Source organism: Hydrogenophaga intermedia (assembly GCF_023715105.1).
Lineage (GTDB): Bacteria > Pseudomonadota > Gammaproteobacteria > Burkholderiales > Burkholderiaceae_C > Hydrogenophaga > Hydrogenophaga intermedia_A.
The window spans coordinates 94,872-117,331 of record NZ_JAMBNO010000012.1 but is presented as its reverse complement, the minus strand read 5'-3'; the positions used below and the strand labels follow the sequence as shown (position 1 = coordinate 117,331).

Genomic DNA, 22,460 nt, shown 5'->3' with positions numbered 1-22,460 from the left:
GGGCTTTCAGGGAGGACGACAACAATGAGCGGATCGGCGGAGCGTTCGCCATCGACATGGCTGCGGGCCATGCTAGCAAGAGCTGCGCCACGGCACCATGACAAGCCGTTGCAAGGCGCGAACGTGCCGGATGCGCCGCCCACCTGGCGCGCCGGCTGGGCATTGGTCGGGGCGGTGCTGGGCACGGCCCTGCAACCGCAGCAAGCGGCGTTGTGGCCACTGGCGGCTTACCTGGCAGGGGCGGCGTTTGGTCTGTTGGTGGCGATGGGGACGGGCTGGGGCGGGCGGGCGTGGGCGCGGCTGGCCTGGGCACTCGCGGGCGCTGCGCTGGCGTTCTGTCTTGTGGGTGCTCGTGCCAGTCTGTATCTGGCCCAGGGCCTGGCGCCCGAGCTTGAGGGCCGCGATATTGCAGTGATCGGCCGCGTGGCGTCGCTGCCCCAGGCAGGGCCTGCGGGCGAGCGGTTCGAGTTTCTGGTTGAGCAGGCCACGCTTGACGGCAGCGCCGTGCGCCTGCCGCGGCGGCTGTTGCTGGGTTGGTACGAGGCCGCTTCGTCCCGAACCGAGCCGCCATTGCAAGGGCCGGGACGGGTGGCAGGCGAGCGCTGGGCATTCCAGGTGCGCTTGAAGCGCCCGCACGGCAGCCTCAACCCGCACGGATTCGATCGTGAGCGTTGGCTGTGGGAGCAGGGCATCGGCGCCACGGGCTATGTGCGCCTCTCGCCGCGTGCAAGTGCGCCGCAGCGTATGGGCATGACACCGTGGCACCCGGTGGAACGCATGAGACAGTCGATCGCGCAGGCCATTGCACAACGCGTGGATTCACCGCGGGCCGCCGGCGTGCTGGCGGCACTGGCGGTGGGCGAGCAGGCCGCCATCGAACGCGCCGACTGGGCCCTGTTCCGCGACACCGGCGTGGCGCACCTGATGGCCATCAGCGGATTGCATATCACGCTGTTCGCCTGGTTGGCCACGGCGGTGATCGGCGCGCTGTGGCGTCGCCTCGGCCGCCATTGGCCGGCGCTGCCCATGCGCTGTCCGGCGAGCGTGGCCGCGGGCTGGGGCGGCGTGATGCTGGCCGCGGCGTACGCCCTCTTGGCAGGCTGGGGCGTGCCGGCCCAGCGCACCGTGCTCATGCTGGCCATGGTGGTGGGGCTGCGCCTGTCGGTACGGCGCTGGCCCTGGCCCGCGGTGTGGCTGCTGGCCATGGTGGCCGTGCTGGCCTTGGACCCATGGGCGTTGCTCTCGCCCGGCTTCTGGTTGAGTTTTCTGGCGGTGGCCATGCTGTTCGCGGCCGACCCCGCCCAGCGCGAACAACCACCGGCCGGTACCCCGCGATGGCGGCGATGGGTGGCGCGCGGCGGCGCGCTGTTGCGCGAGCAATGGCTCATGACGCTCGGGCTCGCGCCGTTGGGCCTGGTGTTGTTCGGGCAGGTGTCCTTGGTCGGTTTGCTGGCCAACCTGGCGGCCATTCCCTGGGTGACGATGGTGGTCACGCCGCTGGCCCTGCTGGGCGTGCTCGCGGCGCCCTGCTGGGAGCTGGCGGCCGCGACGGTGGAAGGCATGGTGCTGGTGCTGCGTTGGTTGGCCGACTGGCCTTGGGCGGTGCTGCAACGGCCGGCCGCTCCCCTGCCGCTGGCGCTGGTTGCGGTGGCGGGCGGTGCGTTGGCAGCGTTGCGCCTGCCGCCCCTGTTGCGCGTGGCCGGGGTGTTGCTGGCGGCGCCGGCGCTGCTGCACACGCCGTCGCGTCCTCCCGAGGGCGTGTTCGAGTTGACGGCGCTGGACGTTGGCCAGGGCAGCGCCGTGCTGGTGCGCACGGCGAACCACGCGCTGCTGTACGACGCCGGACCGCGCTGGAGCCCCGAGGCCGATGCGGGCGAGCGCATCGTGCTGCCTTTGCTGCGTGCACTGGGCGTGCGGCCCGACATGGTGGCCATCAGCCACAGCGACAGCGACCACGCCGGGGGAGCCGACGCCGTGCGCGCCGCGTTCCCCGGCGCGACCTGGCGTTCTTCCTACGACGCTGACCCCGCACTGCGCTGCCGCGCGGGTGAGCGTTGGCGTTGGGACGGCGTCGAATTCCAGTGGATGCATCCCGACGAGCACGCTTACGCCACGCCCGGCTTGTCCACCAATGCGTTGTCCTGCGTTCTGCGCGTTGCCGCAGGCAAGCAGGTGGCCTGGCTCGCCGGCGACATACCGGCCGACCAGGAGGTGCGCCTGGCGCTGGCGCGACCGCACGAACGCGCCACCTTGTTGCTGGCACCCCACCACGGCAGCGCGACCTCCTCGAGCCCGGTGCTGCTCAACACGCTGCAGCCGCGCTGGGTGATCGTGCAATCGGGCTACCGCAACCGCTTCGGCCACCCGGCCGAGGCCGTGGTCGCGCGCTACCAAGCGCGCAGCGTCCGTTGGGTGGACTCGCCGCGTTGCGGCGCGGCCACCTGGCGCAGTGACGCGCCCGAGGCCGTGCGTTGCGAGCGGGAGACAGCGCGGCGCTACTGGCACGCCGATGGCAAGGCTGGCTCAAATCCTTGATACCGCATGGAACCGGATCCGCGACGAGGGCTACTCACGAAGCAATCACGCAACTCCCCTACGGATCCTGGCCATGGCATCGCGTCTTTCAAACCTTTTCTCCAGACTGCCCCCCATCGGAGGCCGCAAGGCGACGCTTGTCTTCGGACAGCACCGCATCGACAAGCCGATCGTGGACTTCGAGGAGGAGTCGATCTCGAGTTCCTCGGAAGAGCAGAACCCGCGCCTGGACAGCGCCCGGGAGGCGTCGCCCAAACGGTTCCTGGTGGCGCGGCCGACCATTCGTGAGCGCCCGCAGAACCACTTGCAACTGGAGGTGCGTGGGCAAAAGCCGGGCGCGGTGCCGGTGCACGTGGGGCCCATGGCGCAAGTGTCCAAGCCGTTGCACGAGCAGGCCAACAAGCTGGAGCGCCGCATCAACAAAGCAGGGCTCTTGGATGAGGCGAAGCCCCACTGGAAAGCGCTGAAGGACGTTGGCGATGCGCTGACCATGCTCAGGCGCGATCAAAGGCAGTGCCTGAATGCGGTCAATGGCTCGCCCAGCCTTTCGGCGCGCATTCGCAATGCCGAGGAGTTGCTGAAGAGTCTCGACCGGGCCAAACAGAAAATTGACGCCTGCTTGGCGAAGACGCCTGCTCTCTACGGGGCTGACCGGCGTTTTCTGCGCGAAGTTCTGGACAGCATCCACAGTCAGAAGATTCACATCGAGCAAGTCATCTGGGCGCTGGGGACAAGCACGAGTCTTCCCCAGAACCATATCAACGCTTACAGCGCATCGGCTGTGCCTATCAACTGGCGCACCAAAGACGCAGTGAATCTCGACGCCGTGATCGTTCCCGGCTCCTCCGCGCCGGTGGGCGAGGGCCAGGTGCACAAGGTCGAACGGTTGCGCATTCGGGTCCCGGACCCCATCACCGGTTCGCCAGGCGGCGAGGTGACGAAGGTGTTCAAGGGCGAGCCGCTGGCTCATGAATCAAGCCCTGAGGCGCTGAATTTGACACTTGATACACATTTCGGCACGCCATCATTTCTGTCCGGCCGTGCTGTGGCAGCTTCCAACGTAAGCAACAACGCTTTGCATGCCCATGTCATTCCTCGGACCGAATTGGCCATTCGTGAGGTGGGTGGCCGAGCCCAATTCGGTGTCGCGATGGATTACGTGGATGGCGTGCCCCCGCTTACCAAAGGCGAGATTTCGTTGCCGGTGCTGAACGACGCCAAGGCGCATTGGGCCCAGAACCACCCCGATAAGTTGAACGCGTTGGCCCAGCGATGGGGTTTCAGCAGTGCTCGCTGGAACGCCGATGCTTCCAGCATCACATTTGTGCATGAATACGAAGACAACAAATACGACGATTTGGGAGTGCTCATCGGTAGTCAACAGGTGCCGGGCAGCATCCAATACTTCGACAGCAACCTGGAGCGCGATCCAGTAGCCTTGCGCGAACTTTCCGATCTCGATTGGGTGAACTACCTGACCAACCAGGTCGATGGTCACGCAGGCAACTACGCCATCGAGCGCAACGCGGATGGGGGGGTGGTCGCGGTCCATAGCTTCGACAACGATCTGTCCGGCGGTGTGCACGGCTTGGATCACATTCGCGCGAACAGCATGACGAACCCGACGTACCTGACCGAGCTTCCGCCGGTGATCTCCGGGGCGATGTACATGCACCTCATGGCGCTTACACCCGAAGCATTGCGTGCCGAACTCACCGGGTTGGTGTCGCCGTCCGAGGTGGACGCGTACTGCGCACGCCTGGGCGTGCTGAAGCTTCATGCCGAACAGCTGAAGGAGGGTGGCCTCGTGCTTGACATGCCTAGCGATTGGACCAGTGAAGAAGCCTTCGTGGCCTTGAAGCTGAATCAACTTGCAGCGATCGACAAGGTCACCGTGACCGACGCGACCGACGCGACCAAGGCGACCAACGAGATGCTGGCGGTGTTGAGCAAGGTCGATCGAGCCAACATCGTGGCGCGCGACCTGGCCCATATGAAGATCGCGAAGCGGTGCAACGAACTCGGTATCAAGAACTGGCAAGGCACACCACCCGCGGCGGTTTTCGATCCTGTGGCCATTGGCCAGGAACTCGACAAGCTGGTCAACGCCGCCGATTGATCCTGGGGTTTCTTGGTGAACCCGCAATCCATGTCTTCACCGACCCCTCCGACCAGCGGCCAATGGCCGCAACAATTGGTTGACCTGATCACTGCGCTGGGCCAGCGCTGGGGCATTGAGGCCTTTGCGCTCGATCAGGCCGGTCGTGCGGCCCTGGCGTTCGAAGGCAAGGTGCCGCTCCAGCTTGACGTGGCGTGTCAAGGCATGCCTGTGCAGCTGCAGTTGCGCGTCGAGCTGGGCGGGCTGCCCGCGCGCGTCGACACCGAACTGCTGTTGGAGCTGATCCGCCTGAACCGACTGGGCAGCCAGGGCGACGACTGCTGCGTGATGCTGGCCGACGATGGCGTATCGGCCTGGTGGCTGCAGAACGTGCCCTGGCGCGGCCTGGACGCGGACGGTTTCGTACAGACCGTGGACCGTTTCCTCGCGGTGGCGCAAGACCTTGCGCCGGGGTTCGACCCCATCGCCGACCGTGCGGACGATGGCGAACCTGCGCGGCGCATGCCGCCCGAGTTGGGCTTGCGCGGCTGAACTGCCCTAAGGATCGCCATGGGCCACCGCATCGCGGTCCGTGGTTGCTGTGTGTTGGCCTGATCCTTGCTATCCTGCCGGCAGGAGCAAAACAGCCATGAGCAGCCGCCCGATGTTTGACGAGATGCATGCCTCGCCCACCGAAGTGCGCGAGCACTACCGGCAATATGCGCGCTGGCTGGCCGAGCAGCCCGATGAGCTGATGGCCTCGCGGCGCGAAGAGGCCGAGATGATTTTCCGACGCGTCGGCATCACCTTCGCGGTGTACGGCGCCAAGGACGAGGACGGAGCCGGCACCGAGCGGCTCATACCCTTCGACCTGATCCCGCGCATCATCCCTGCGCACGAGTGGCGCAGCATGGAAGAGGGCCTGGTGCAGCGCGTGACGGCGCTCAACCGTTTCATCCACGACGTCTATCACGAGCAGGAGATCATCAAGGCCGGCGTGATTCCGGCCGATCAGATCTTCCAGAACGCGCAGTTCCGCCCGGAGATGATGGGCGTGAACGTGCCGCACAACGTGTATTCGCACATCGCGGGCATCGACATCGTGCGAGCTCCCAACGCCGATGGCGAGGGCGAGTACTACGTGCTTGAGGACAACCTGCGCGTGCCCAGCGGCGTGAGCTACATGCTCGAAGACCGCAAGATGATGATGCGCTTGTTTCCCGAGTTGTTCGGCGAGAACCGCGTGGCGCCGGTGGCGCATTACCCAGACCTCTTGCTGGAGACGCTGCGCGCGGTGAGCCCGGCCACCACCGCCCAGCCCACCGTGGTGGTGCTCACGCCCGGCATGTACAACAGCGCCTACTTCGAGCACGCCTTCCTGGCGCAGCAGATGGGCGTGGAGCTGGTCGAGGGCCAGGACCTGTTCGTCAAGGACAACTTCGTCTACATGCGCACCACGCGCGGCCCGAAGCGCGTGGATGTGATCTACCGCCGCGTGGACGACGACTTTCTCGACCCGCTGGTGTTCCGGCCCACGTCCACGCTGGGCTGTGCCGGTCTGCTCGAGGTGTACCGCAGCGGCAACGTGAGCATCTGCAACGGCATCGGCACCGGCGTGGCCGACGACAAATCGATCTATCCCTACGTGCCGAAGATGATCGAGTTCTACCTCGGCCAAAAACCCATCCTGAGCAACGTGCCCACCTACATGGGCCGCAACCCGGAAGACCTGAAGTACATGCTGGCCCACCTCCACGAGCTGGTGGTCAAGGAGGTGCATGGCGCGGGCGGCTACGGGATGTTGGTAGGCCCGGCGGCCACCAAGGCCGAGATCGAGGAATTCCGCCAGGCCGTGGTCGCCAATCCGCAGGGCTACATCGCGCAGCCCACGTTGTCGCTCTCCACCTGTCCCACCTACGTCAAGAGCGGCATCGCACCGCGCCACATCGACCTGCGGCCCTTCGTGCTGTCGGGCAAGGAAGTGCAGATGGTGCCTGGCGGCCTCACGCGCGTGGCGCTCAAGGAGGGTTCCCTGGTGGTCAACTCGTCGCAAGGCGGGGGTACCAAGGACACCTGGATCCTCGAGGACTGAAGGGAACCACACAATGCTCTCGCGCACCGCCGATCACCTTTACTGGATGTCTCGCTACACCGAGCGCGCGGAGAACACCGCGCGCATGCTCGACGTCAACTACCAGACCTCGCTGCTGCCGCAATCGGCTGCGGTGGCGCAGGTGGGTTGGGAAGGCTTGCTCACCATCAGTGAGCTCATGCCGGCGTTTCGGGCCAAGTACGGCGAAAACGCGATCACCCCGCGCAACGTGCTCGACTTTATGGTGCGCGACGAGAACAACCCGTCAAGCATCGTGGCCTGCCTGCGTGCGGCGCGCGAGAACGCGCGCGCCGTACGGGGTGCGCTCACCACCGAATTGTGGGAAATGCAGAACCAGACCTGGCTGGAGCTCAACCGATCGCTGCAGGGCAAGAGCTTCGAGCGCGACCCGGGCCAGTTCTTCGAATGGGTGAAGTTCCGCTCGCACCTCTCGCGCGGGGTAGCCATCGGCACCATGCTGCAGGACGAGGCCTTCCACTTCTACCGCATGGGCACGTTTCTGGAGCGGGCCGACAACACGGCGCGCCTGCTCGATGTGAAGTTCCACGCCGTGCACAGCGATTTCTACGGTGCCGCCAGCGAGCTCGACCAGGAATACGACTTCTATCACTGGAGCGCGATTCTGCGCAGCGTGAGCGGCTTCGAGGTCTACCGCAAGGTCTACCGTGACGTGATCAAGCCCGAGCGCGTGGCGGAGCTGCTGATCCTGCGCGCCGACATGCCGCGCAGCCTGGCTGCCAGCCTGAACGAACTGGTGGCCAACCTCACGGTGGTGGCCAACGACCACAGCGCTGAAACCCTGCGGCGCGCCGGCAAGCTCAAAGCCGAGCTGCAGTACGGCCGCATCGACGAGATCCTCGCCACCGGCCTGCACGCTTACCTGACGCAGTTTCTCGATCGCGTCAACGAACTGGGCTGGCGCATCAGCCAGGATTTTCTGGTGCCGGCGGGTTGACGTGTGAGTCGGGCCGGATGTCTCAGGCCCGCAGCAACATCTGCGGTTGCAGGATGTTGGCCTGCGCCGAAGCGTCGTTCGCGACGACCTCGAGTTCATCGAAACGCTCCTGCCAGGCCAGTGCGGCGTCGATGAAGCGCTGCATGCGCGACTGGATGAGTTCGGTGGTCCAGCCATGGTTGCCGATGTCCATGCACAAGACGATCTCACCAAACTCCCGATCGATGGCCAGTGTGGCGCCCCCGGTTTCGACACCGAAGAGGTTGGCGGTCAGCAGCCGCTCATAGATTGCTGCCCGGTTGCCACTGGGCAGTTTGCCCAGCGAGCAATGCACATGCAGCAGATGGGTGGCCCCGGTCTCGAAATGCAGGTCGATGGTGTCGTCCACCCGCAAGCTCGCGCAGCCGTTGTCGTCCAGCGCGAGCGCTGGCGCACCAAACGACGTGGCAAGCGCCTGAATGACTTGATGGGTATTCATGGGTTGGCCTCTGGGTGAAGTTCATGCACCAGGGTGGCTGGCGCGACGAGTTCAACCGTTCCGTCCCTGCCGAGGGCAATTTCCAGGCTGAACCGGGCACCGCTGCGCCCGGGATCGAGCTTGGTCCAGCTGTCTGTCTGGTGGTGGTAGATCGCTTCGGCTGCGTCCACGGTGTATTCGGCACGGACCACGATCTTGTCGCCCGGGGCGCGTCGAAGCGTGAAGGTGGACATCTCCTTGCCACGCATCAATTGTCCCGTCTTGCCTGCCAGCCCGATCGGGCTGTCCGGGGACAACTGGGCGACGATCGCATATTGCACCAGGCCCTTGTGGCACATGTTCGACACGTGCAGCAGCCACTGCGCATCGCCGTCGGTAAGTTCTCTGAGCTGGTTCACCGCGTTCGCCACCTGCTGGGTCCGCTCGGGCGTCTTTTCGCCTGCCAGGTGTGCACGATCGATCAGCGGCTGCCGGTGGCCGGAGGCGTTTTCGATCTGGTAGTCGACCGACACCAGCTCTCTAACGAACTGTTCCGTCACGCCCATGTCTTGCCCCAGGAGCGAGTGGCTTTCGGCAGGCGTGTTCTTCATCGCCTCGAGGTTTTGCATACAGGCGTCGTGCGTGATCTGGCCTGCCAGCTCGGCTTTTTTCCCCAGGCTCCAGGGCGGCAGGTCTTCGTGGAACAGGGTGCGGATGACGTCGCGGCTGGTACGGGCCAGTTCGGAGGGTGTCTTGGGTGCGTGGGCTGAAGGTTGTTGCCAACTGCCGCTCGGGTCCAGCTCCTCCAGGCGGGCATCCACCGTGAGAACCAGGATTTCGTAATCCTTGGACATCATCATCAATCGGCTGGCCCAGGCGGTCCGGCTGTCCACCCGGGTGAAGCGATCGACCAGAACCTGACTGCCGAGGTCGCTGATCGTTTCCCAGGTGTGCTGCACCTGGGCGGACATCAGGGCCTGGCGCACCTCGACGAGCTCGGCGAGTGTCAGCCCTTCCGCCGCTCGTTGGCGCAGGTCGTCCGTGATGATCGCGACGTCCGCAGCGTCGCCAACATCGACACCCAGTTGCTGCAGGGGGATCGTGATCAGGTCGAGCGCTGCCTGTGATTCCTGCAGCGCGCGGAAGACCGCTTGCGGCTCGCCCGAGCGCATGGCGCGCAGGTGGTGGATTCGTGCGTCAACGCAGGACTGCACCAGCGCGTCCTTGCGTCGCAAGGTCTCCGCGGTAACGGCCGCCTGGCCCTGGGTAAGGCCCAGCGTGTTCGACATCTTGCCCAGCTCGCGCAGCGCCTCGTTCTCGATAACGTCGAGTGGCAGCCGGGCGAGATCGATGTTCTCGTGCAAGTACGCCTTCAGTTCTTGATGCCGTTGCTGAAGGTTGGCGTCCAGCGGGCCTGCATGTGCCTCTCGCAGCGCGTTCAGCGATTGCCATGCCGATGCGGCGAGGACGGCGGTGGTCACGAAGCGCGCCGGATCCTTGGTAGGCAGGGCTGCGCCGTTGTCCAGCAGCGCGATGGCTGCTTCTTCAAAGCGCTGCTGCGTCGTGGCCAATTGCTGCTGCACGGCCGCGTTCACCATGCGCTCTATCTCGGGCGTGGGCTCACTCAGCAGCGTCGAGTTACTGGCGAGCAGTTTGTGTTGCTGCGAGGGCGTCAGCAAGGCGAACAGATCGGCGAAGGCCGTTTGGTCTGGCGTGTTCTCCTTCAGTAGCGGGTTGATGATGTGCTTGGCGACCGCGTTGAGCAGGGCGTCGTCGCGGTTGACTGGGTGGTTTTTGAGCAGGGCGGTGATGCTGTCGGTGAACCGGGCAAAGGCGACTTGCGCGGCTTCGGGGCCCTTGGGTACTTCTTGAAGCAAACGCCGCGCCCCGGCCTGGAGCTGCTCACGGGCGCCCTCGATGATGCGTTGGCACAGCTGCGTGCGCACCTGGGTACCCAGCGTGGTCAGCGTGGCCTGCAGGGCCGCGGGAGCACCATCGCGCGATGTGCGGATCTTCTCCAGCCCTTGGCCCAGGGCGTCGAGTTGTTCCATGCTCATGCCTGGCAAGTGCGAGGCCACCGTTGCACCGATGTCTGGCGGTGCTGCGGACGAGGAGGGCACACGTGCCGCTGCATTGAACCTCTCCACGCAGGCGCTGAGGACGCTGGGGTGCTGCATCTCAGGCGTTTTGTGTGTGATGGCCTTGACCAACTGTTGCTCGGCGGCGTCCATGCGCGATTGCAGATGTTGACGTACCGCGCCCTCGAGGCAAGGCAGCCTGCCCTGCAGGCTAGGATCCATGCTGGCCGAGTCACGGTTTGCCCGTTCCAGGCTTGCCTTGAGCGACGCTATATCCGCCAGATTCATGGAGGCCAGGTGCACTTCGAGTCGGACCAGCACCGTGGCCAGCGGATCGTTGGCCTGGCCCTTCGCCAGGGAGGCCAACTTGCTCGCTGCCAGGAAGCACTTCTCCAGGTCCTGGGCGATCGACCCGGTGTCTGCCGGGCCGCTACGTGAAAGGCGCGCGACCAGATCGCCGACCCGGTGGCTGCACTCACGCAAGGCCTCCCGGGTTCTTTCATCTTGGCGGCGGCCCCTTGGCGCGATGACGTTGAGTACATGAATGGCTTTGCGCTGCACGGCGCTGGCCAATTGCAGGAGGGGTGCGCGCCGCCTACCGCTGGGCGTCACGCGATAGCGTTCCTTTCCCGTGGGCGAGTCGCCGAACGTCGTTCGAAGATCCGTTCGAGTGTCGATCAACGGTTGGGGCGCAGCGTGTACTCGGGGCATGGTCTTTTCCGTGACGGATTTGCCCATGAGTCACCTGCTCGAAACGAAGGTTCCAGGCCGCTTGGCCATCTCATGGTCATCGACTTGCCCGCAACGAAGGCCGCGCGTGACGCAGTGCTCAAGAGCCCTTGATCAGCACCTTCACCGCTTCACCCAGCTCAATCACCGCCATCGCGTAGTAACTGCTCCAGTTGTAGCGCGTCACGACGTAGAAGTTCTCGGTACCGGCCACGTAGGTGGAGGGCGCATCGGCGTTCTCCAGTTCCACCAGGGCGAGCTTGCCGCTGTGTTGCAGGGCCTCGCCTTCAAGCACGGCACCCCTGGCAAGGAAGCTCTCGACGCTGAAGCTGGGCAGGATGTCGGGCGCGAGCAGGGTGTCCAGGTCGAGCCGGCTGTCGTCGAAGCGCACCGGGTAGTGCGTGGGCTGGCCGCTTTGCCAGCCGAAGGCCTTGAAGTAGTTGGCCACCGAGCCGATCACGTCGGTGGGGCTGTTGAAGAGATCCACCTTGCTGTCGCCGTCAAAGTCGATCGCGTACTTCACCCAGCTGCTGGGCATGAACTGTGGCCAGCCCATGGCGCCGGCGAAGCTGCCCAGCAGCGTGTGCGGGTCGATGCCGGTGCGCTGCGCAAGGCTGAGCAACTGCTCCAGTTCGTCGCGGAAGAAGGCGCTGCGCGCGGCCGCGCGCGGGTGCACGGCGGGGAAATCGAAGGCCAGCGTGCTGAGCGCGTCCATCACTTTGTGATTGCCGGTGTGGCGGCCGTAGAGCGTTTCCACGCCGATGACGCCGACGATCAGGCTGGCCGGTACGCCGTATTCGGCCTCGGCGCGCGTCAGCGCCTCGCGGTGTTCCTGCCAGAAGCGCTGGCCCGCGGCCAGGCGCACCGGTTCGATGAAGCGCGATCGGTAAGCGGCCCAGTTCTTGGGCATGCCGACGGGCGGCGGGGTGACGCCGCGAATGGACGCCTCCAGGCGGCGCGCGCGGCCGATCTGCTCGCGCACCCAGGCCGGGTCGAGGCCGCGGCGCTGCGCCAGGTCGTCGGCGAAGGCCATGGCGGCTGCGTGGTCGCGGTAGAAGGTGTCTTGCGCGGCGCGGGCAGGGCGGCGCTTGGCGGGGCTGCCCTGCGACAAGGCCAGCGACGGCGAAAGAGCGAGCAAGAGCAGGGCGAGCGAGAGCGGGCGGCGTTTCATCGCCCCCGATTTCATCACGTTGCGCGGCGCGTGGGCCAGGCCAGTCGGCGGTAGTCGCGCCGCAGCTCGGCCAGGGTGAGCGGGCTGTGCGGCGCGTAGCGCTGCGCCTCCAGGCGAAGCAGCCAGTGGGCCAGGGCCTGGGCAGCTGGGTCGGCAGCGAAGCGCGTGCGCAGCTGCTGGGCCAGTTCTCGTGGCGGCGTGCGTTCGCTGCTGATCACACCCAGCGCGCGCAGCCGCTTGCGCGCACCCCGCAGCAGGCGAATCCAGGGGTCGTGCCGCTGGCGCTCCCACAGTGCCCAGGCGGCACCGGCCAGGCTCACGGCCACCACCACGGCGAGCAGCACCAGCGCCAGGTCCTGCCAGCTCGGCGAGGCCACGCCCAGCGAGCGGAGCAGGTTGAACTGGCTGTCCTGCGTGTAGTTGAGCACCCACTGGTTCCACACGTTGTTGAGCGCTTCCCAGTTGGCGCGCAGCAGCGCCATCAGGTTCGGGCTGATGGCGGCCTGCAGCACGCCCGCCACCGCGCCCGTCGGCGCCTGCAGCCGCAGCACCGAGCCCACGCGGCCCGGGAACACGGCGCCGGTCGGGTCCACGCGCACCCAGCCTTCACCCTGCAGCCAGACCTCCGTCCACGCGTGTGCATCGCGCTGGCGCACCGTCCAGTAACCGTCGACGCCGTTCATCTCGCCGCCCTGGTAGCCGGTGACCACGCGGGCCGGAATATCCATGGCGCGCATGAGCACGACAAAGGCGCTGGCGATGTGTTCGCAGAAGCCACGCTTGCGGTCGAACCAGAACTCGTCGGCCGTGTGCTGGCCGTACACGCCCGGCTCCAGCGTGTAGACGTAGCCGCCGGTGCGCAGGCGATCGAGCGCCGCGTCCACCAGCGCACGCGCGTGTTCGGGCCCGGCACCGTGCGTGCGCCGCAGTTCCTGCGCCAGTGCCATCGTGCGTGGGTTGAAGCCGGGCGGCAGTTGAAGGTGATCTTGCAGGCCCAGGCTGGTCTGCAGTGGGCCGTGGCCGAAATCCAGGTGGCTTTGCGCGCGATAGCGCACCAGAGAACCGATGGGGCGTTGGGTGACCCACTGGAGTTCGTCGGTCATGCGCACCCGGTTTCCCGGCAGCTCGGGGGCGGTGGTGGCGGCCTCCAGCACGAACAGCCAGCGGCGTCTGTTCGGCTCCATCGTCACCTCGTAGCTCACCGGTTCGCCGCCAGGGCGCAGCTCGCTGCGCAGGCGCAGGTTGCCGGGAAAGCCCGATTCGAGCGGTTGCCACTGGCGGCCGTCGAACTGGCTGAGCACCGGGCCACGGAAATAGATCAGGCCTGAGGGCGGCGGGCGGCCGTCGAAGCGCACGCGCAGCGCGATGCTGTCGTCCAGCGCGAGTTCGGCAATGTCGCCCACGCGCATTTCCTCCGACAGGCCGCTGGTGCCCATGCCGTCGTTCGGCACGCCCCACAGCGGCGCCATGCGCGGAAACAGCAGGAACAACGCCAGCATGATCGGCGCACCCAGCAAGGCCATGCCGCCGGCAATGCGGGCCGCCTGCGCCAGCGAGGGCCGGCCCACCGGCATGTGGGCGTTGACGACCGCCGTGAGCAGCCCGAGCAGCGCAACCAGGATACCCGCGGCCGTGAGCAGGGTTTGTGAATAAAAGAAGTGCGTGAGCAGCGCGAAGAAGCCCAGGAAGAACACCACGAAGGCGTCGCGCCGCGCGCGCAACTCCAGCGTCTTGAGCGCCAGCAGCACCACCACCAGCGTGACGCCCGCGTGCTGGCCGAGCAGCGTGCCGTGGGTCAGCCAGGTGCCTGCGAGCGCGATCACCAGCAGGCCCGCGCGCCAGGGCCAACCTGGCAGCGGTTGCGCCTTGAGCGCCAGCCAGGCACGCCAGGCCAGCACGGCGCCGGTGAGCGCGGTGGTCCAGGGCGGTATGTGCGCAGCCTGCAGCGCCACCACCCAGGCGATCACAGCGAGCAGAAACAGGGTATCGCGCGTGTCCCTCGGCAAAAGGACCACGCCGCGCGAGGGGAGGGCGTTCGTCAGCACAGCGCCAGTGCCTCCAGGCAGCGCGCCCGGTGTGCCGGGCCCTGGTCGGGAGCGATCTCGCGGCCGGGCAGGCGCAGGCCATAGTCCAGGCCCAGCCGATCGGCCATGAGCACCCAGGCGGTGAGGCGCGAAATCCGTCGCTCGAAGTCCGTGCCGCCGCATTGCTGCAGGTCCAGCCACAGCTGCTGGCGTTGGCTCGAGAGGGCGTCGCGGCTCACCAGCTCGTTGCGGCCGGCGGCGAAGGCCTGCGCGGCCTTCTTCCACACCACCGCCTTCATCGGGTCGCCGCGGCGGTAGGCGCGCACGCCGTCGTACTCGCCCGTGCTGTGCACGCGCGCGCTGCCCGCGCCACCGCCTTGCGGCTCGCCGGGGGGCAGGGGCGGCGGGTGCGCCTCGGGTTCGGGGTAGACCAGCGCGGTGGCCGCGGGCCGCCACAAGGCCCAGACGCGGAAGGTGCCGAGCGGGAACAGCGTCTGCGCGATCAGAGTGGGCAGCTTGTGCTGGCCGCGCCCGGGCGCGCGCCAAGCCACCTGCAGCTGCGCCTGGCCTTGTGCCGGCACGTCTGTCCAGGCCAGGTCAGGCGGGGTGCCGTCGTCGTGCACCACGCCCAGGCCGATCCCGTGGCGCGGCCGGCGGCGTTCGCTGGCGAAGCGCGCCTCCAGCACCACCGCCTGGTGGGCGTGCACCGCCTCGGGCGGGTGCAGGTGCAGCGCGAGGCCGCGCAGGTTGTTGTGACACACGTGCATGCCCACCAGCGCGCTGCCCGCGAGCAGGAAGGTGAGCAGGTAGCCCAGGTTGAGCTGGAAGTTGATGCTGGCCACCAGCAGCACGAGCAGCGTGAGCGCCAGCATCCAGCCCGCTCGGGTGGGCAGGATGTAGACATTGCGCTGTGTGAGCGTGAGCGTGTCCGTGCGGCGCAGGCGGCTGTGGAACCAGGCCTGCACGCGGCGGCGCACGGGCCGCAGCGGCGCGCGCCAGTGCCAGCCGCTGCCGGCACCTTGCGAAGCGAGCGGGGCGAGCGATGTGGCCATGAGCTCGGTCAGGGCAGTGGCACGGCGTCGAGCATGGCACGCACCTGCTCGGTAGGGCCCCGGCCAGCGTCGCGCACCGGGATCAGGCGGTGTGCGGTGGTCTGCGGCAGGATGGCGGCGATGTCGTCGGGCGCCACGTAGTTGCGCCCCTGCAGAAACGCCTGGGCCTTGGCGGCGCGCACCACGGCCAGCGCCGCGCGCGGCGACAGGCCTTGCAGGAACCAGCGCCCGCTGCGCGTGGCGGCCACCAGGTCCTGCAGGTATTCGAGCACCGGCTCGGCGGTGTGCACCTCGGCCACCGCGCGCTGCAGCCGCGCCAGATCGTCGGGCGTGAGTGCCGGCGGCAGCGATTCGATCAGCGCGCGCCGGTCGGCACCACGCAGCAGTTCGCGCTCGGCCGCGCGGTCGGGGTAGCCCAGCGACAGCCGCATGTGGAAGCGGTCGAGCTGTGACTCGGGCAGCGCATAGGTGCCGAGCTGGTCGTGCGGGTTCTGGGTGGCGATCACGAAGAACGGCTCGGGCAGGGCACGCGTCTCGCCCTCCACGGTGACCTGCTTTTCCTCCATGGCCTCCAGCAGCGCGCTCTGCGTCTTGGGGCTGGCGCGGTTGATCTCGTCGGCCAGCAGCACCTGCGCGAACACCGGGCCGGGGTGGAACACGAAGCCCTCGCGCGCTCGCTCGTAGATCGAGACGCCGATGAGGTCGGTGGGCATCAGGTCGGCGGTGAACTGCACACGGGCGAACTGCAGCCCGAAGGCGCGCGACAGGGCGTGCGCCAGCGTGGTCTTGCCCACGCCGGGCACGTCCTCTATGAGCAGGTGTCCGCCCGCGAGCAGGCAGGCCACGCAGTCGTTCACCTGCTGCGGCTTGCCGACGATCACCGTGTTAAGCTGGCCCAGCAGGTGCTGGATCTTCGAATCTTGTTGCATCTGGGCTTGCATATTGGCCGCGATTCTCACCGCGTTTCAGAGATGGCCCACACCACCGGTTATTTCACCCACAAGGCATGCTGGCAGCACGAGATGGGCGCCGGCCACCCCGAATGCCCCGAACGGCTCGATGCGATCGAGGACCGGCTGCTCATCACCGGTCTGGACGCTGCGCTGGAGCGCCGCGAGGCCACGCCGGCAGCCCTGGCCGACATCGAACTCGCCCACGATCGCATGCACCTGGCGGCGCTGCGCGGCCTGGCCGAGACCCTGCGCGAGGACATGCAGGCCGGTGGCCCCTCGCACGCGCAGGTCGACCCCGACACGTCCATGAACCCCCACAGCTGGGACGCGATCCTGCTGGCCGCGGGCGCTGCCATTGACGCCGTGGACGCGGTGATGGCGGGTGAACTGGCCAACGCCTTCTGCGCCGTGCGCCCGCCCGGGCACCACGCCACGCGCAGGCAGGCCATGGGCTTTTGTTTCGTCAACAACGTGGCCGTGGCGGCCAAGTACGCGCTGGAACGCCACGGCCTGCAACGCGTGGCCGTCATCGACTTCGACGTTCACCACGGCAACGGTACCGAGGACATCGTCGCCGGCGACGAGCGCATCCTCATGTGCAGCTTCTATCAGCACCCCTTCTACCCGGCCTGCGAGCATTCCACCGCGGCCAATCTGGTGAACCTGCCGGTGCCCGCCTACACGCGCGGCATGGCGATCCGCGAGTTGATCGATACCTACTGGATGCCGCGCCTGGATGAACACCGCCCGCAGATGGTGTTCATCAGCGCCGGTTTCGACGCCCACCGCGAGGACGACATGGCCCAGCTGGGCCTGGTCGAGGCCGACTATGCCTGGATGACCGAACGCATCAAGGCGGTGGCCGACCGCCATGCGCAGGGTCGCATCGTGAGCTGTCTTGAAGGCGGCTATGCGTTGGGTGCGCTCGCGCGCAGCGTGGAGGCACACCTGCGCGTGCTCACCGGGATCTGACCCCCGTTTCTTCTTGCTTCCTCACACGTAACGATGAACGACGCTGCGTCCGTTTCACCGCGCCCGGTCGACGACCTGGGCGCGTGGCTTCAAGGTTTGTTGCAACCGGCCTCGCTGGCCGAACTGGCCGCGCTGGTGCTCGCGGTGCTGCTGGCCTGGGGCTTTTGCCGCACCTTGCGCCGCGCGCTGTCGATGCAGAACGACCAGAACTCGGTGATGTTCGGTCGACGCATCGTCGACGGCGCCTTGTTCCCGCTGGTGTTGCTGCTGCTGGTGTACGTGGCGCGCGGCCTGCTGGCGCAGTACGTGCCTGCGGCCCTGTTCCACGTGGCCATTCCGGTGCTGGTGTCTCTCGCGGTGATCCGCCTGGGCGTGAAGGTGCTGCAGGTGGCTTTCGACGACAAACCCTGGGTGCGTGTGCTCGAGCGCACCATCTCGTGGGTGGCCTGGGGTGCCATGGTGCTCTGGGTGAGCGGCCTGCTGCCCGTGGTGCTGGCCGAGATGGACCAGATCACCTGGAAGATCGGCAGCAGCACGATCAGCCTGCGCACCATGATCGAGGGTTTGATCACCGCGGGTGCAGTGCTGATCCTGGCGCTGTGGATTTCCTCCGCGATCGAGTCGCGACTGCTGCGCAAGAGCGTGGGCAGCGATCTGTCGCTGCGCAAGGCGGTGAGCAACGCCACGCGCGCGCTGCTGCTGTTCATCGGCCTGATCGTCGGCCTGTCCGCGGTCGGCATCGACCTCACGGCCCTGTCGGTGCTGGGCGGGGCCATCGGCGTGGGTATCGGCTTCGGCCTGCAGAAGCTCGCGTCCAACTACGTGAGCGGCTTCGTCATCCTGGCCGAGCGCAGCGTGCGCATTGGCGACAACGTGCGCGTCGACAACTTCGAAGGCCGCATCACCGACATCAACGCCCGCTACACGCTGATCCGCAACCTCAGCGGGCGTGAATCCATCGTGCCCAACGAACTGCTCATCATCAACCGGGTGGAGAACCTCTCGCTGGCCGACCCCAACGTGTGGCAGTCCACCGTGGTGTCGGTGGCCTACGACAGCGACGTGGAGCTCGTGACGCGTTTGCTGCTGGAGGCGGCGTATGGGCAGCCGCGCGTGCTCAAGAGCCCAGGGCCTTCGGTGGCCTTGTCCAATTTCGGTGCCGACGGCCTGGAGTTCACATTGGGCTACTGGATTGCCGACCCCGAGAATGGCCAGCTTGCCCTGCGCTCGGCCATCAACATCGCCATCCTCACCGCGCTGCGCGCGCACTCGGTGGAGATTCCCTACCCGCAGCGCGTGGTGCACGTGCTCGGGCAGGGAGGCGAGGCGGGGGCCGCCGCGGCGATCAGCGGGTCATGAAGCCGGGCAGCCAGAGGGCGATCGCCGGAAACGCCACCAGGATGGCCAGGCGCGCCACGTCGGCCACCACGAAGGGCCAGACGCCGCGGAAGATCTGGTTGAGCGGCACCGACGGCAACAAGGCGTTGATGACGAACAGGTTCATGCCCACAGGCGGCGAGATCATGCCGATCTCGATCACGGTGACGATCAGCACGCCGAACCAAACCGGGTCGAAGCCCAGTCCGGTGATGATGGGGAAGAACACCGGGATGGTGAGCAGCACCATCGACAACTCCTCCATCACCAGACCCAACAGCACGTAGATCACCATCATCGCCACCACCACCATGATCGGCTCCGGGCTGAACTGCAGGATGAAGTCCCGCAGGTCACCCGGCATGCTGGTGAAGTTCACGAAGCTGGTGAACACCATCGCCGCGATCAGGATGGTGAAGAGCATGGCGGTGGTGCGCGCACTGTCCTGAAGGATTTCCACCAGCACGCGCGGGGTGAGGGTGCCCCTCAGCAGGGCGAACACGAAGGCGCCAGCCGCGCCCACGCCTGCGCCTTCGGTGGCCGTGAACACGCCGCCATAGATGCCACCGATCACGAGCGCGAACAACACGCCCACGCCCCACACGTTGCGCAGCGCGCGCAGGCGCTCCGGCCAGCTCTGGCGTTCCGCGGCCGGGCCGGCTTGCGGATCACGCCAGGTCACGAAGACCACCGCCAGGCACAGACACACCACCGCCACGATGCCCGGCAGGATGCCCGCGATGAACAGCTTGCCGATGTCGGTTTCGGTGATGATTCCGTAGATCACCATGATGGTCGACGGTGGAATCAGGATGCCCAGCGTACCGCCGGATGCAATCGCTCCGGTGGCCAGCGAATCGCGGTACCCATGGCGCTTCATCTCGGGGTAGGCCACCCGCGTCATGGTCGCGGCGGTTGCGATCGAGGAGCCGCAGATCGAGCCGAAGCCGCCCGAGGCAATGATGCTGGCCATCGCCAGGCCGCCCGGTCGGTGTCCCACGAACGAGTTGGCGGCCTGGTAGAGCTCGCGTGCCATGCCGGCGCGCGCCACGAAGTTGCCCATCAACACGAACAGCGGAATCACCGAGAGCACGTAGGCGAACCCGGTTTCGAAGATGACCTGGCTGGTGCTGGCCAGCGCGGGCTGCCAGCCGCGCAGCAGCGCCAGGCCACCCATGCCCACGGTGACCATGGCCACCGCCAGCGGAATGCGCAGCGCAGCGAGCAGGAAGACGGCCAGGAAGCCGATCGACGCTTCGATCATGTGCCGCTCCCTTCCCCGGCAGCGCCGTGAAAGCGGGGCTCGGGCGGCCGCACGAATACGAACACCAGGTGCACGAACGCGGTCACGAACAGAAAGGCAGCCATCATCCAGGCCACCGGCGTGAGCGGCAGTTGCAGGTAGACCGTGATGTCACCGTACTCGGCAAACCGGTCGGCTCGCAACAGCATCAGATAGGCCATGAAGCCGAACACCGCGGCGCACACCAGGTGAACCAGGCGTTGCTGGATGCGGTGCAGCCAGTCGGGCACGAACGGATCGAGCGAGTCGAAGACCACATGCTCGCCACGCCAGCTCACCAGGGGCAGCCCGCCGAAGATCACCACCACCATGAGCACCTCGGTGATCTCCAGCCCGCCAGGCACAGAGTGGTTGAAGAACTTGCGCCCCGTCACGTCGACGAGCGTGAGCCACATGATGGTGAACAAGGCCATTGCGGCCATCAGGCCGGTCGACCAGCGCAGCGCGCGGTCCAGAAAGGTGAGCATGGCAGGGCGGGTGCAAAAAAACCGGCGGGCAGTCGGGTTGGCGACTGCCCGCCGGCGGCGGCGCTGTGAGGGCCGCGGTTACTTGACCTTCTTGATCTCGGCGCGGAACTCCGCCAGCACCGCCTTCGGGTCCTTCAGGCCCTTGGCAGCGGCGGCTGCGGCCCACTTGTCTTCCAGCTCGGCCTGCTTGGCCGCCACGGCCTTCACGAAAGATTCGTCGGCCTGCACTCGCTGCACACCCTGCGTCTTCTGCAGTTCGCGGCTGGCTGCGTCCACCCTGTCCCAGCCCTCGCCGAACAGGCGCGCAGCGTACTCACCCGAGAGCTTGTCGACCACAGCCTTGTCCTGCGCCGACAGGGCGTTGTACTTGGCCGGGTTCATCATGAACACGAAGCTGGTGTTGTACAGGCCACCGGGGAAAATGGTGGCGTGCTTGATCATGCTCAGCTTGAAAGAGGCGATGGACTCGTCGGGGAAGAAAGTGCCGTCCATCACGCCGGTGGAAAGCAACTCGAACGATTCGGGCGCGGGCTTGAGCGTGGTGTTGAAGCCCATGAGCTTGGAAAGCTCGTTGATGTTGCCGCCACCGATGCGGAACTTGAGTTTGGTGGCGTCGTCCACCGTCTTCACCGGTTGCTTGCTGTTGAAGATGATGCCGGGGCCGTGCGTGAACACCGCCAGCACCTTCACACCGCGGTGCTCGCCCAGCGGGGCGAAGTGCTTGTCGTAGATGCGCTGATAGGCGACCGAGGTCGGCACGGCGCTGTCGCCCAGGAAGGGGAACTCGGCCACCTGGGTGTTGATGAAGCGCCCGGGGGTGTAGCCATCCACCGTGTAGGAGATATCGGCCAGCCCGTCGCGCACTGCGTCGAAGGTTCCCGGCGCGGCGGCCACGGCCTTGGGCAGGATGTTGCACTTCATGCGCCCGGCGCTTTCCTTCTCGAGTGCATCGCACCAGCCTTTCTGGGCCACGCTGAGGGTGTGGGTGGGGCCCACCCAGGAGGAAACAGAGAACACGGTCTGGGCGGCGGCCGGTGCGGCGGCCAACAGGGCGGCGGCGCTGGTGGCCAGGAGGAACGAGAACTTCATGCGCGGGCTCCGGGAAGGGCGGTGGAGGTGGGGCACCGGTTGGTTACTCAACATAAGCAAGTGGTGCTGACTCACTATAGGTGAAGGGGTCTGTGGTCGGCCTCCAGACTTACCCGGGTTCGCCGACCTGTCGGTCGGGAAATGTCGGTGCGGCGACATCCGACCGCTGGCAGGGGATTCGCGTTGGCGATCCGTGCGGGATCGATATAATCGAAAAAAGCACGATCGTTCGTTTTATTCGCTGCGGCCAGCGGCTCCGCCCCGCCCCCTACAATGCCGAGTTGACGTGCACGTCAACTGCGCGACCGCATCAACCATCACAGGAGCAAGCCAGCATGAAGGTTCTCGTCCCCGTCAAACGCGTGGTCGACTACAACGTGAAAGTTCGCGTCAAAAGCGACGGCACGGGTGTGGACATCGCCAACGTGAAGATGTCCATGAACCCGTTCGACGAGATCGCGGTGGAAGAGGCGGTGCGCCTGAAGGAAAAAGGCGCGGCCACGGAAGTGATCGCTGTCTCCTGCGGCGTCGCCCAGTGCCAGGAAACGCTGCGCACGGCCATGGCCATCGGCGCCGACCGCGCCATCCTGGTCGAGACGAACGAAGAGCTGCAGCCGCTGGCCGTGGCCAAGCTGCTCAAGGCCCTGGTGGACAAGGAGCAACCCGGCCTCGTGATCCTGGGCAAGCAGGCGATCGACGACGACTGCAACCAGACCGGCCAGATGCTGGCTGCGCTGGCCGGCCTGCCGCAGGCCACCTTCGCCTCCAAGGTCGAGATCGACGGCGGCAACGCGAAGGTCACGCGTGAGGTCGACGGCGGCCTGGAAACCCTCTCGGTCGCCATGCCCGCGGTCATCACCACCGACCTGCGCCTGAACGAGCCGCGTTACGTGACGCTGCCCAACATCATGAAGGCCAAAAAGAAGCCGCTGGAGACCGTCAAGCCCGAAGACCTCGGTGTGGATGTCGCCCCGCGCATCAAGACGCTGAAGGTCAGCGAGCCGCCCAAGCGCGGCGCCGGCGTGAAGGTGGCCGACGTGGCCGCCCTGGTCGAGAAACTCAAGAACGAAGCCAAGGTGATCTGAAC

At 66.7% G+C, this 22,460-nt stretch carries 17 protein-coding genes; 8 read left to right on the top strand and 9 right to left on the bottom strand.

What is annotated here, in order from left to right; all coding sequences use genetic code 11:
- The first annotated feature begins 108 nt into the window (after nt 1-108).
- The 5 genes from M3149_RS12990 (at nt 109) to M3149_RS12970 (ending at nt 7,701) form a co-directional block, all read left to right on the top strand.
- Nucleotides 109-2,535, top strand: coding sequence for a DNA internalization-related competence protein ComEC/Rec2 (locus M3149_RS12990; protein WP_251709962.1), 2,427 nt, complete (start codon nt 109-111; stop codon nt 2,533-2,535).
- Between the two features lie 73 nt (nt 2,536-2,608).
- A complete protein-coding gene (locus tag M3149_RS12985) occupies nt 2,609-4,654 on the top strand; it encodes a hypothetical protein (RefSeq protein WP_251709961.1) in 2,046 nt (681 codons plus the stop codon).
- 30 nt (nt 4,655-4,684) lie between these two features.
- Nucleotides 4,685-5,185: a type III secretion system chaperone gene (locus M3149_RS12980; RefSeq protein WP_251709960.1), complete on the top strand. Its 501-nt coding sequence runs from the start codon at nt 4,685-4,687 to the stop codon at nt 5,183-5,185.
- A gap of 97 nt (nt 5,186-5,282) precedes the next feature.
- Nucleotides 5,283-6,725, top strand: a complete 1,443-nt coding sequence (locus M3149_RS12975) for a circularly permuted type 2 ATP-grasp protein (RefSeq protein ID WP_251709959.1) — start codon at nt 5,283-5,285, stop codon at nt 6,723-6,725.
- Nucleotides 6,726-6,738: 13 nt separating this feature from the next.
- Nucleotides 6,739-7,701: an alpha-E domain-containing protein gene (locus M3149_RS12970; RefSeq protein ID WP_251709958.1), complete on the top strand. Its 963-nt coding sequence runs from the start codon at nt 6,739-6,741 to the stop codon at nt 7,699-7,701.
- A 22-nt stretch (nt 7,702-7,723) separates the two neighbouring features.
- Here the strand turns inward: M3149_RS12970 and M3149_RS12965 are convergent, their stop codons facing one another.
- The 6 genes from M3149_RS12965 to M3149_RS12940 form a co-directional block, all read right to left on the bottom strand.
- Nucleotides 7,724-8,179: a type III secretion system chaperone gene (locus M3149_RS12965; protein WP_251709957.1), complete on the bottom strand. Its 456-nt coding sequence runs from the start codon at nt 8,177-8,179 to the stop codon at nt 7,724-7,726.
- The gene (locus tag M3149_RS12960; RefSeq protein WP_251709956.1) at nt 8,176-10,974 is read right to left on the bottom strand and encodes a hypothetical protein; all 2,799 of its coding nucleotides are present in this window, start codon (nt 10,972-10,974) and stop codon (nt 8,176-8,178) included. Before M3149_RS12960 ends, M3149_RS12965 begins: the two co-directional genes overlap by 4 nt.
- Before the next feature lie 91 nt (nt 10,975-11,065).
- Complete coding sequence (mltB, locus tag M3149_RS12955) at nt 11,066-12,136, bottom strand: lytic murein transglycosylase B (protein ID WP_251709955.1); 1,071 nt, start codon at nt 12,134-12,136, stop codon at nt 11,066-11,068.
- A 14-nt stretch (nt 12,137-12,150) separates the two neighbouring features.
- On the bottom strand, nt 12,151-14,178 hold the full coding sequence (locus tag M3149_RS12950; protein ID WP_251710011.1) for a transglutaminaseTgpA domain-containing protein: 2,028 nt from the start codon (nt 14,176-14,178) through the stop codon (nt 12,151-12,153).
- Nucleotides 14,175-15,212: a DUF58 domain-containing protein gene (locus M3149_RS12945; RefSeq protein WP_251709954.1), complete on the bottom strand. Its 1,038-nt coding sequence runs from the start codon at nt 15,210-15,212 to the stop codon at nt 14,175-14,177. The genes M3149_RS12950 and M3149_RS12945 overlap by 4 nt, the downstream gene beginning before the upstream one ends.
- Before the next feature lie 8 nt (nt 15,213-15,220).
- Nucleotides 15,221-16,141, bottom strand: coding sequence for an AAA family ATPase (locus M3149_RS12940; RefSeq protein WP_251709953.1), 921 nt, complete (start codon nt 16,139-16,141; stop codon nt 15,221-15,223).
- Nucleotides 16,142-16,183: 42 nt separating this feature from the next.
- On the opposite strand from M3149_RS12940, the gene M3149_RS12935 reads away from it, so the two are divergent.
- Both M3149_RS12935 and M3149_RS12930 read left to right on the top strand, forming a co-directional pair.
- Nucleotides 16,184-17,137: a histone deacetylase family protein gene (locus M3149_RS12935; protein WP_251709952.1), complete on the top strand. Its 954-nt coding sequence runs from the start codon at nt 16,184-16,186 to the stop codon at nt 17,135-17,137.
- A gap of 33 nt (nt 17,138-17,170) precedes the next feature.
- Nucleotides 17,171-18,496 carry a mechanosensitive ion channel family protein gene (locus M3149_RS12930; RefSeq protein ID WP_251709951.1) on the top strand — a complete coding sequence of 442 codons (1,326 nt, stop codon included), beginning with the start codon at nt 17,171-17,173 and terminating at the stop codon, nt 18,494-18,496.
- Here M3149_RS12930 and M3149_RS12925 read toward each other — a convergent pair.
- The 3 genes from M3149_RS12925 to M3149_RS12915 form a co-directional block, all read right to left on the bottom strand.
- A complete protein-coding gene (locus M3149_RS12925; protein WP_251709950.1) occupies nt 18,483-19,778 on the bottom strand; it encodes a TRAP transporter large permease in 1,296 nt (431 codons plus the stop codon). The two genes, M3149_RS12930 and M3149_RS12925, sit on opposite strands and share 14 nt — an antisense overlap.
- A complete protein-coding gene (locus M3149_RS12920; protein ID WP_251709949.1) occupies nt 19,775-20,284 on the bottom strand; it encodes a TRAP transporter small permease in 510 nt (169 codons plus the stop codon). Before M3149_RS12920 ends, M3149_RS12925 begins: the two co-directional genes overlap by 4 nt.
- Nucleotides 20,285-20,362: 78 nt before the next feature.
- A complete protein-coding gene (locus tag M3149_RS12915; RefSeq protein WP_251709948.1) occupies nt 20,363-21,373 on the bottom strand; it encodes a TRAP transporter substrate-binding protein in 1,011 nt (336 codons plus the stop codon).
- A 335-nt stretch (nt 21,374-21,708) separates the two neighbouring features.
- Between M3149_RS12915 and M3149_RS12910 the strand changes: the two genes are divergently transcribed.
- Complete coding sequence (locus M3149_RS12910; protein WP_251709947.1) at nt 21,709-22,458, top strand: electron transfer flavoprotein subunit beta/FixA family protein; 750 nt, start codon at nt 21,709-21,711, stop codon at nt 22,456-22,458.
- The last annotated feature ends 2 nt before the right edge of the window (nt 22,459-22,460 follow it).

What these genes read in the sequence shown, in the direction of transcription:
- M3149_RS12985 (WP_251709961.1), top strand. Translation starts at nt 2,609, where the DNA reads ATGGCATCGCGTCTTTCAAACCTTTTCTCCAGACTGCCCCCCATCGGA.
- M3149_RS12980 (WP_251709960.1), top strand. Translation starts at nt 4,685, where the DNA reads ATGTCTTCACCGACCCCTCCGACCAGCGGCCAATGGCCGCAACAATTG.
- M3149_RS12975 (WP_251709959.1), top strand. Translation starts at nt 5,283, where the DNA reads ATGAGCAGCCGCCCGATGTTTGACGAGATGCATGCCTCGCCCACCGAA.
- M3149_RS12970 (WP_251709958.1), top strand. Translation starts at nt 6,739, where the DNA reads ATGCTCTCGCGCACCGCCGATCACCTTTACTGGATGTCTCGCTACACC.
- M3149_RS12965 (WP_251709957.1), bottom strand. Translation starts at nt 8,179, where the DNA reads ATGAATACCCATCAAGTCATTCAGGCGCTTGCCACGTCGTTTGGTGCG.
- M3149_RS12960 (WP_251709956.1), bottom strand. Translation starts at nt 10,974, where the DNA reads ATGGGCAAATCCGTCACGGAAAAGACCATGCCCCGAGTACACGCTGCG.
- mltB (WP_251709955.1), bottom strand. Translation starts at nt 12,136, where the DNA reads ATGAAACGCCGCCCGCTCTCGCTCGCCCTGCTCTTGCTCGCTCTTTCG.
- M3149_RS12945 (WP_251709954.1), bottom strand. Translation starts at nt 15,212, where the DNA reads ATGGCCACATCGCTCGCCCCGCTCGCTTCGCAAGGTGCCGGCAGCGGC.
- M3149_RS12940 (WP_251709953.1), bottom strand. Translation starts at nt 16,141, where the DNA reads ATGCAACAAGATTCGAAGATCCAGCACCTGCTGGGCCAGCTTAACACG.
- M3149_RS12935 (WP_251709952.1), top strand. Translation starts at nt 16,184, where the DNA reads ATGGCCCACACCACCGGTTATTTCACCCACAAGGCATGCTGGCAGCAC.
- M3149_RS12930 (WP_251709951.1), top strand. Translation starts at nt 17,171, where the DNA reads ATGAACGACGCTGCGTCCGTTTCACCGCGCCCGGTCGACGACCTGGGC.
- M3149_RS12925 (WP_251709950.1), bottom strand. Translation starts at nt 19,778, where the DNA reads ATGATCGAAGCGTCGATCGGCTTCCTGGCCGTCTTCCTGCTCGCTGCG.
- M3149_RS12920 (WP_251709949.1), bottom strand. Translation starts at nt 20,284, where the DNA reads ATGCTCACCTTTCTGGACCGCGCGCTGCGCTGGTCGACCGGCCTGATG.
- M3149_RS12915 (WP_251709948.1), bottom strand. Translation starts at nt 21,373, where the DNA reads ATGAAGTTCTCGTTCCTCCTGGCCACCAGCGCCGCCGCCCTGTTGGCC.
- M3149_RS12910 (WP_251709947.1), top strand. Translation starts at nt 21,709, where the DNA reads ATGAAGGTTCTCGTCCCCGTCAAACGCGTGGTCGACTACAACGTGAAA.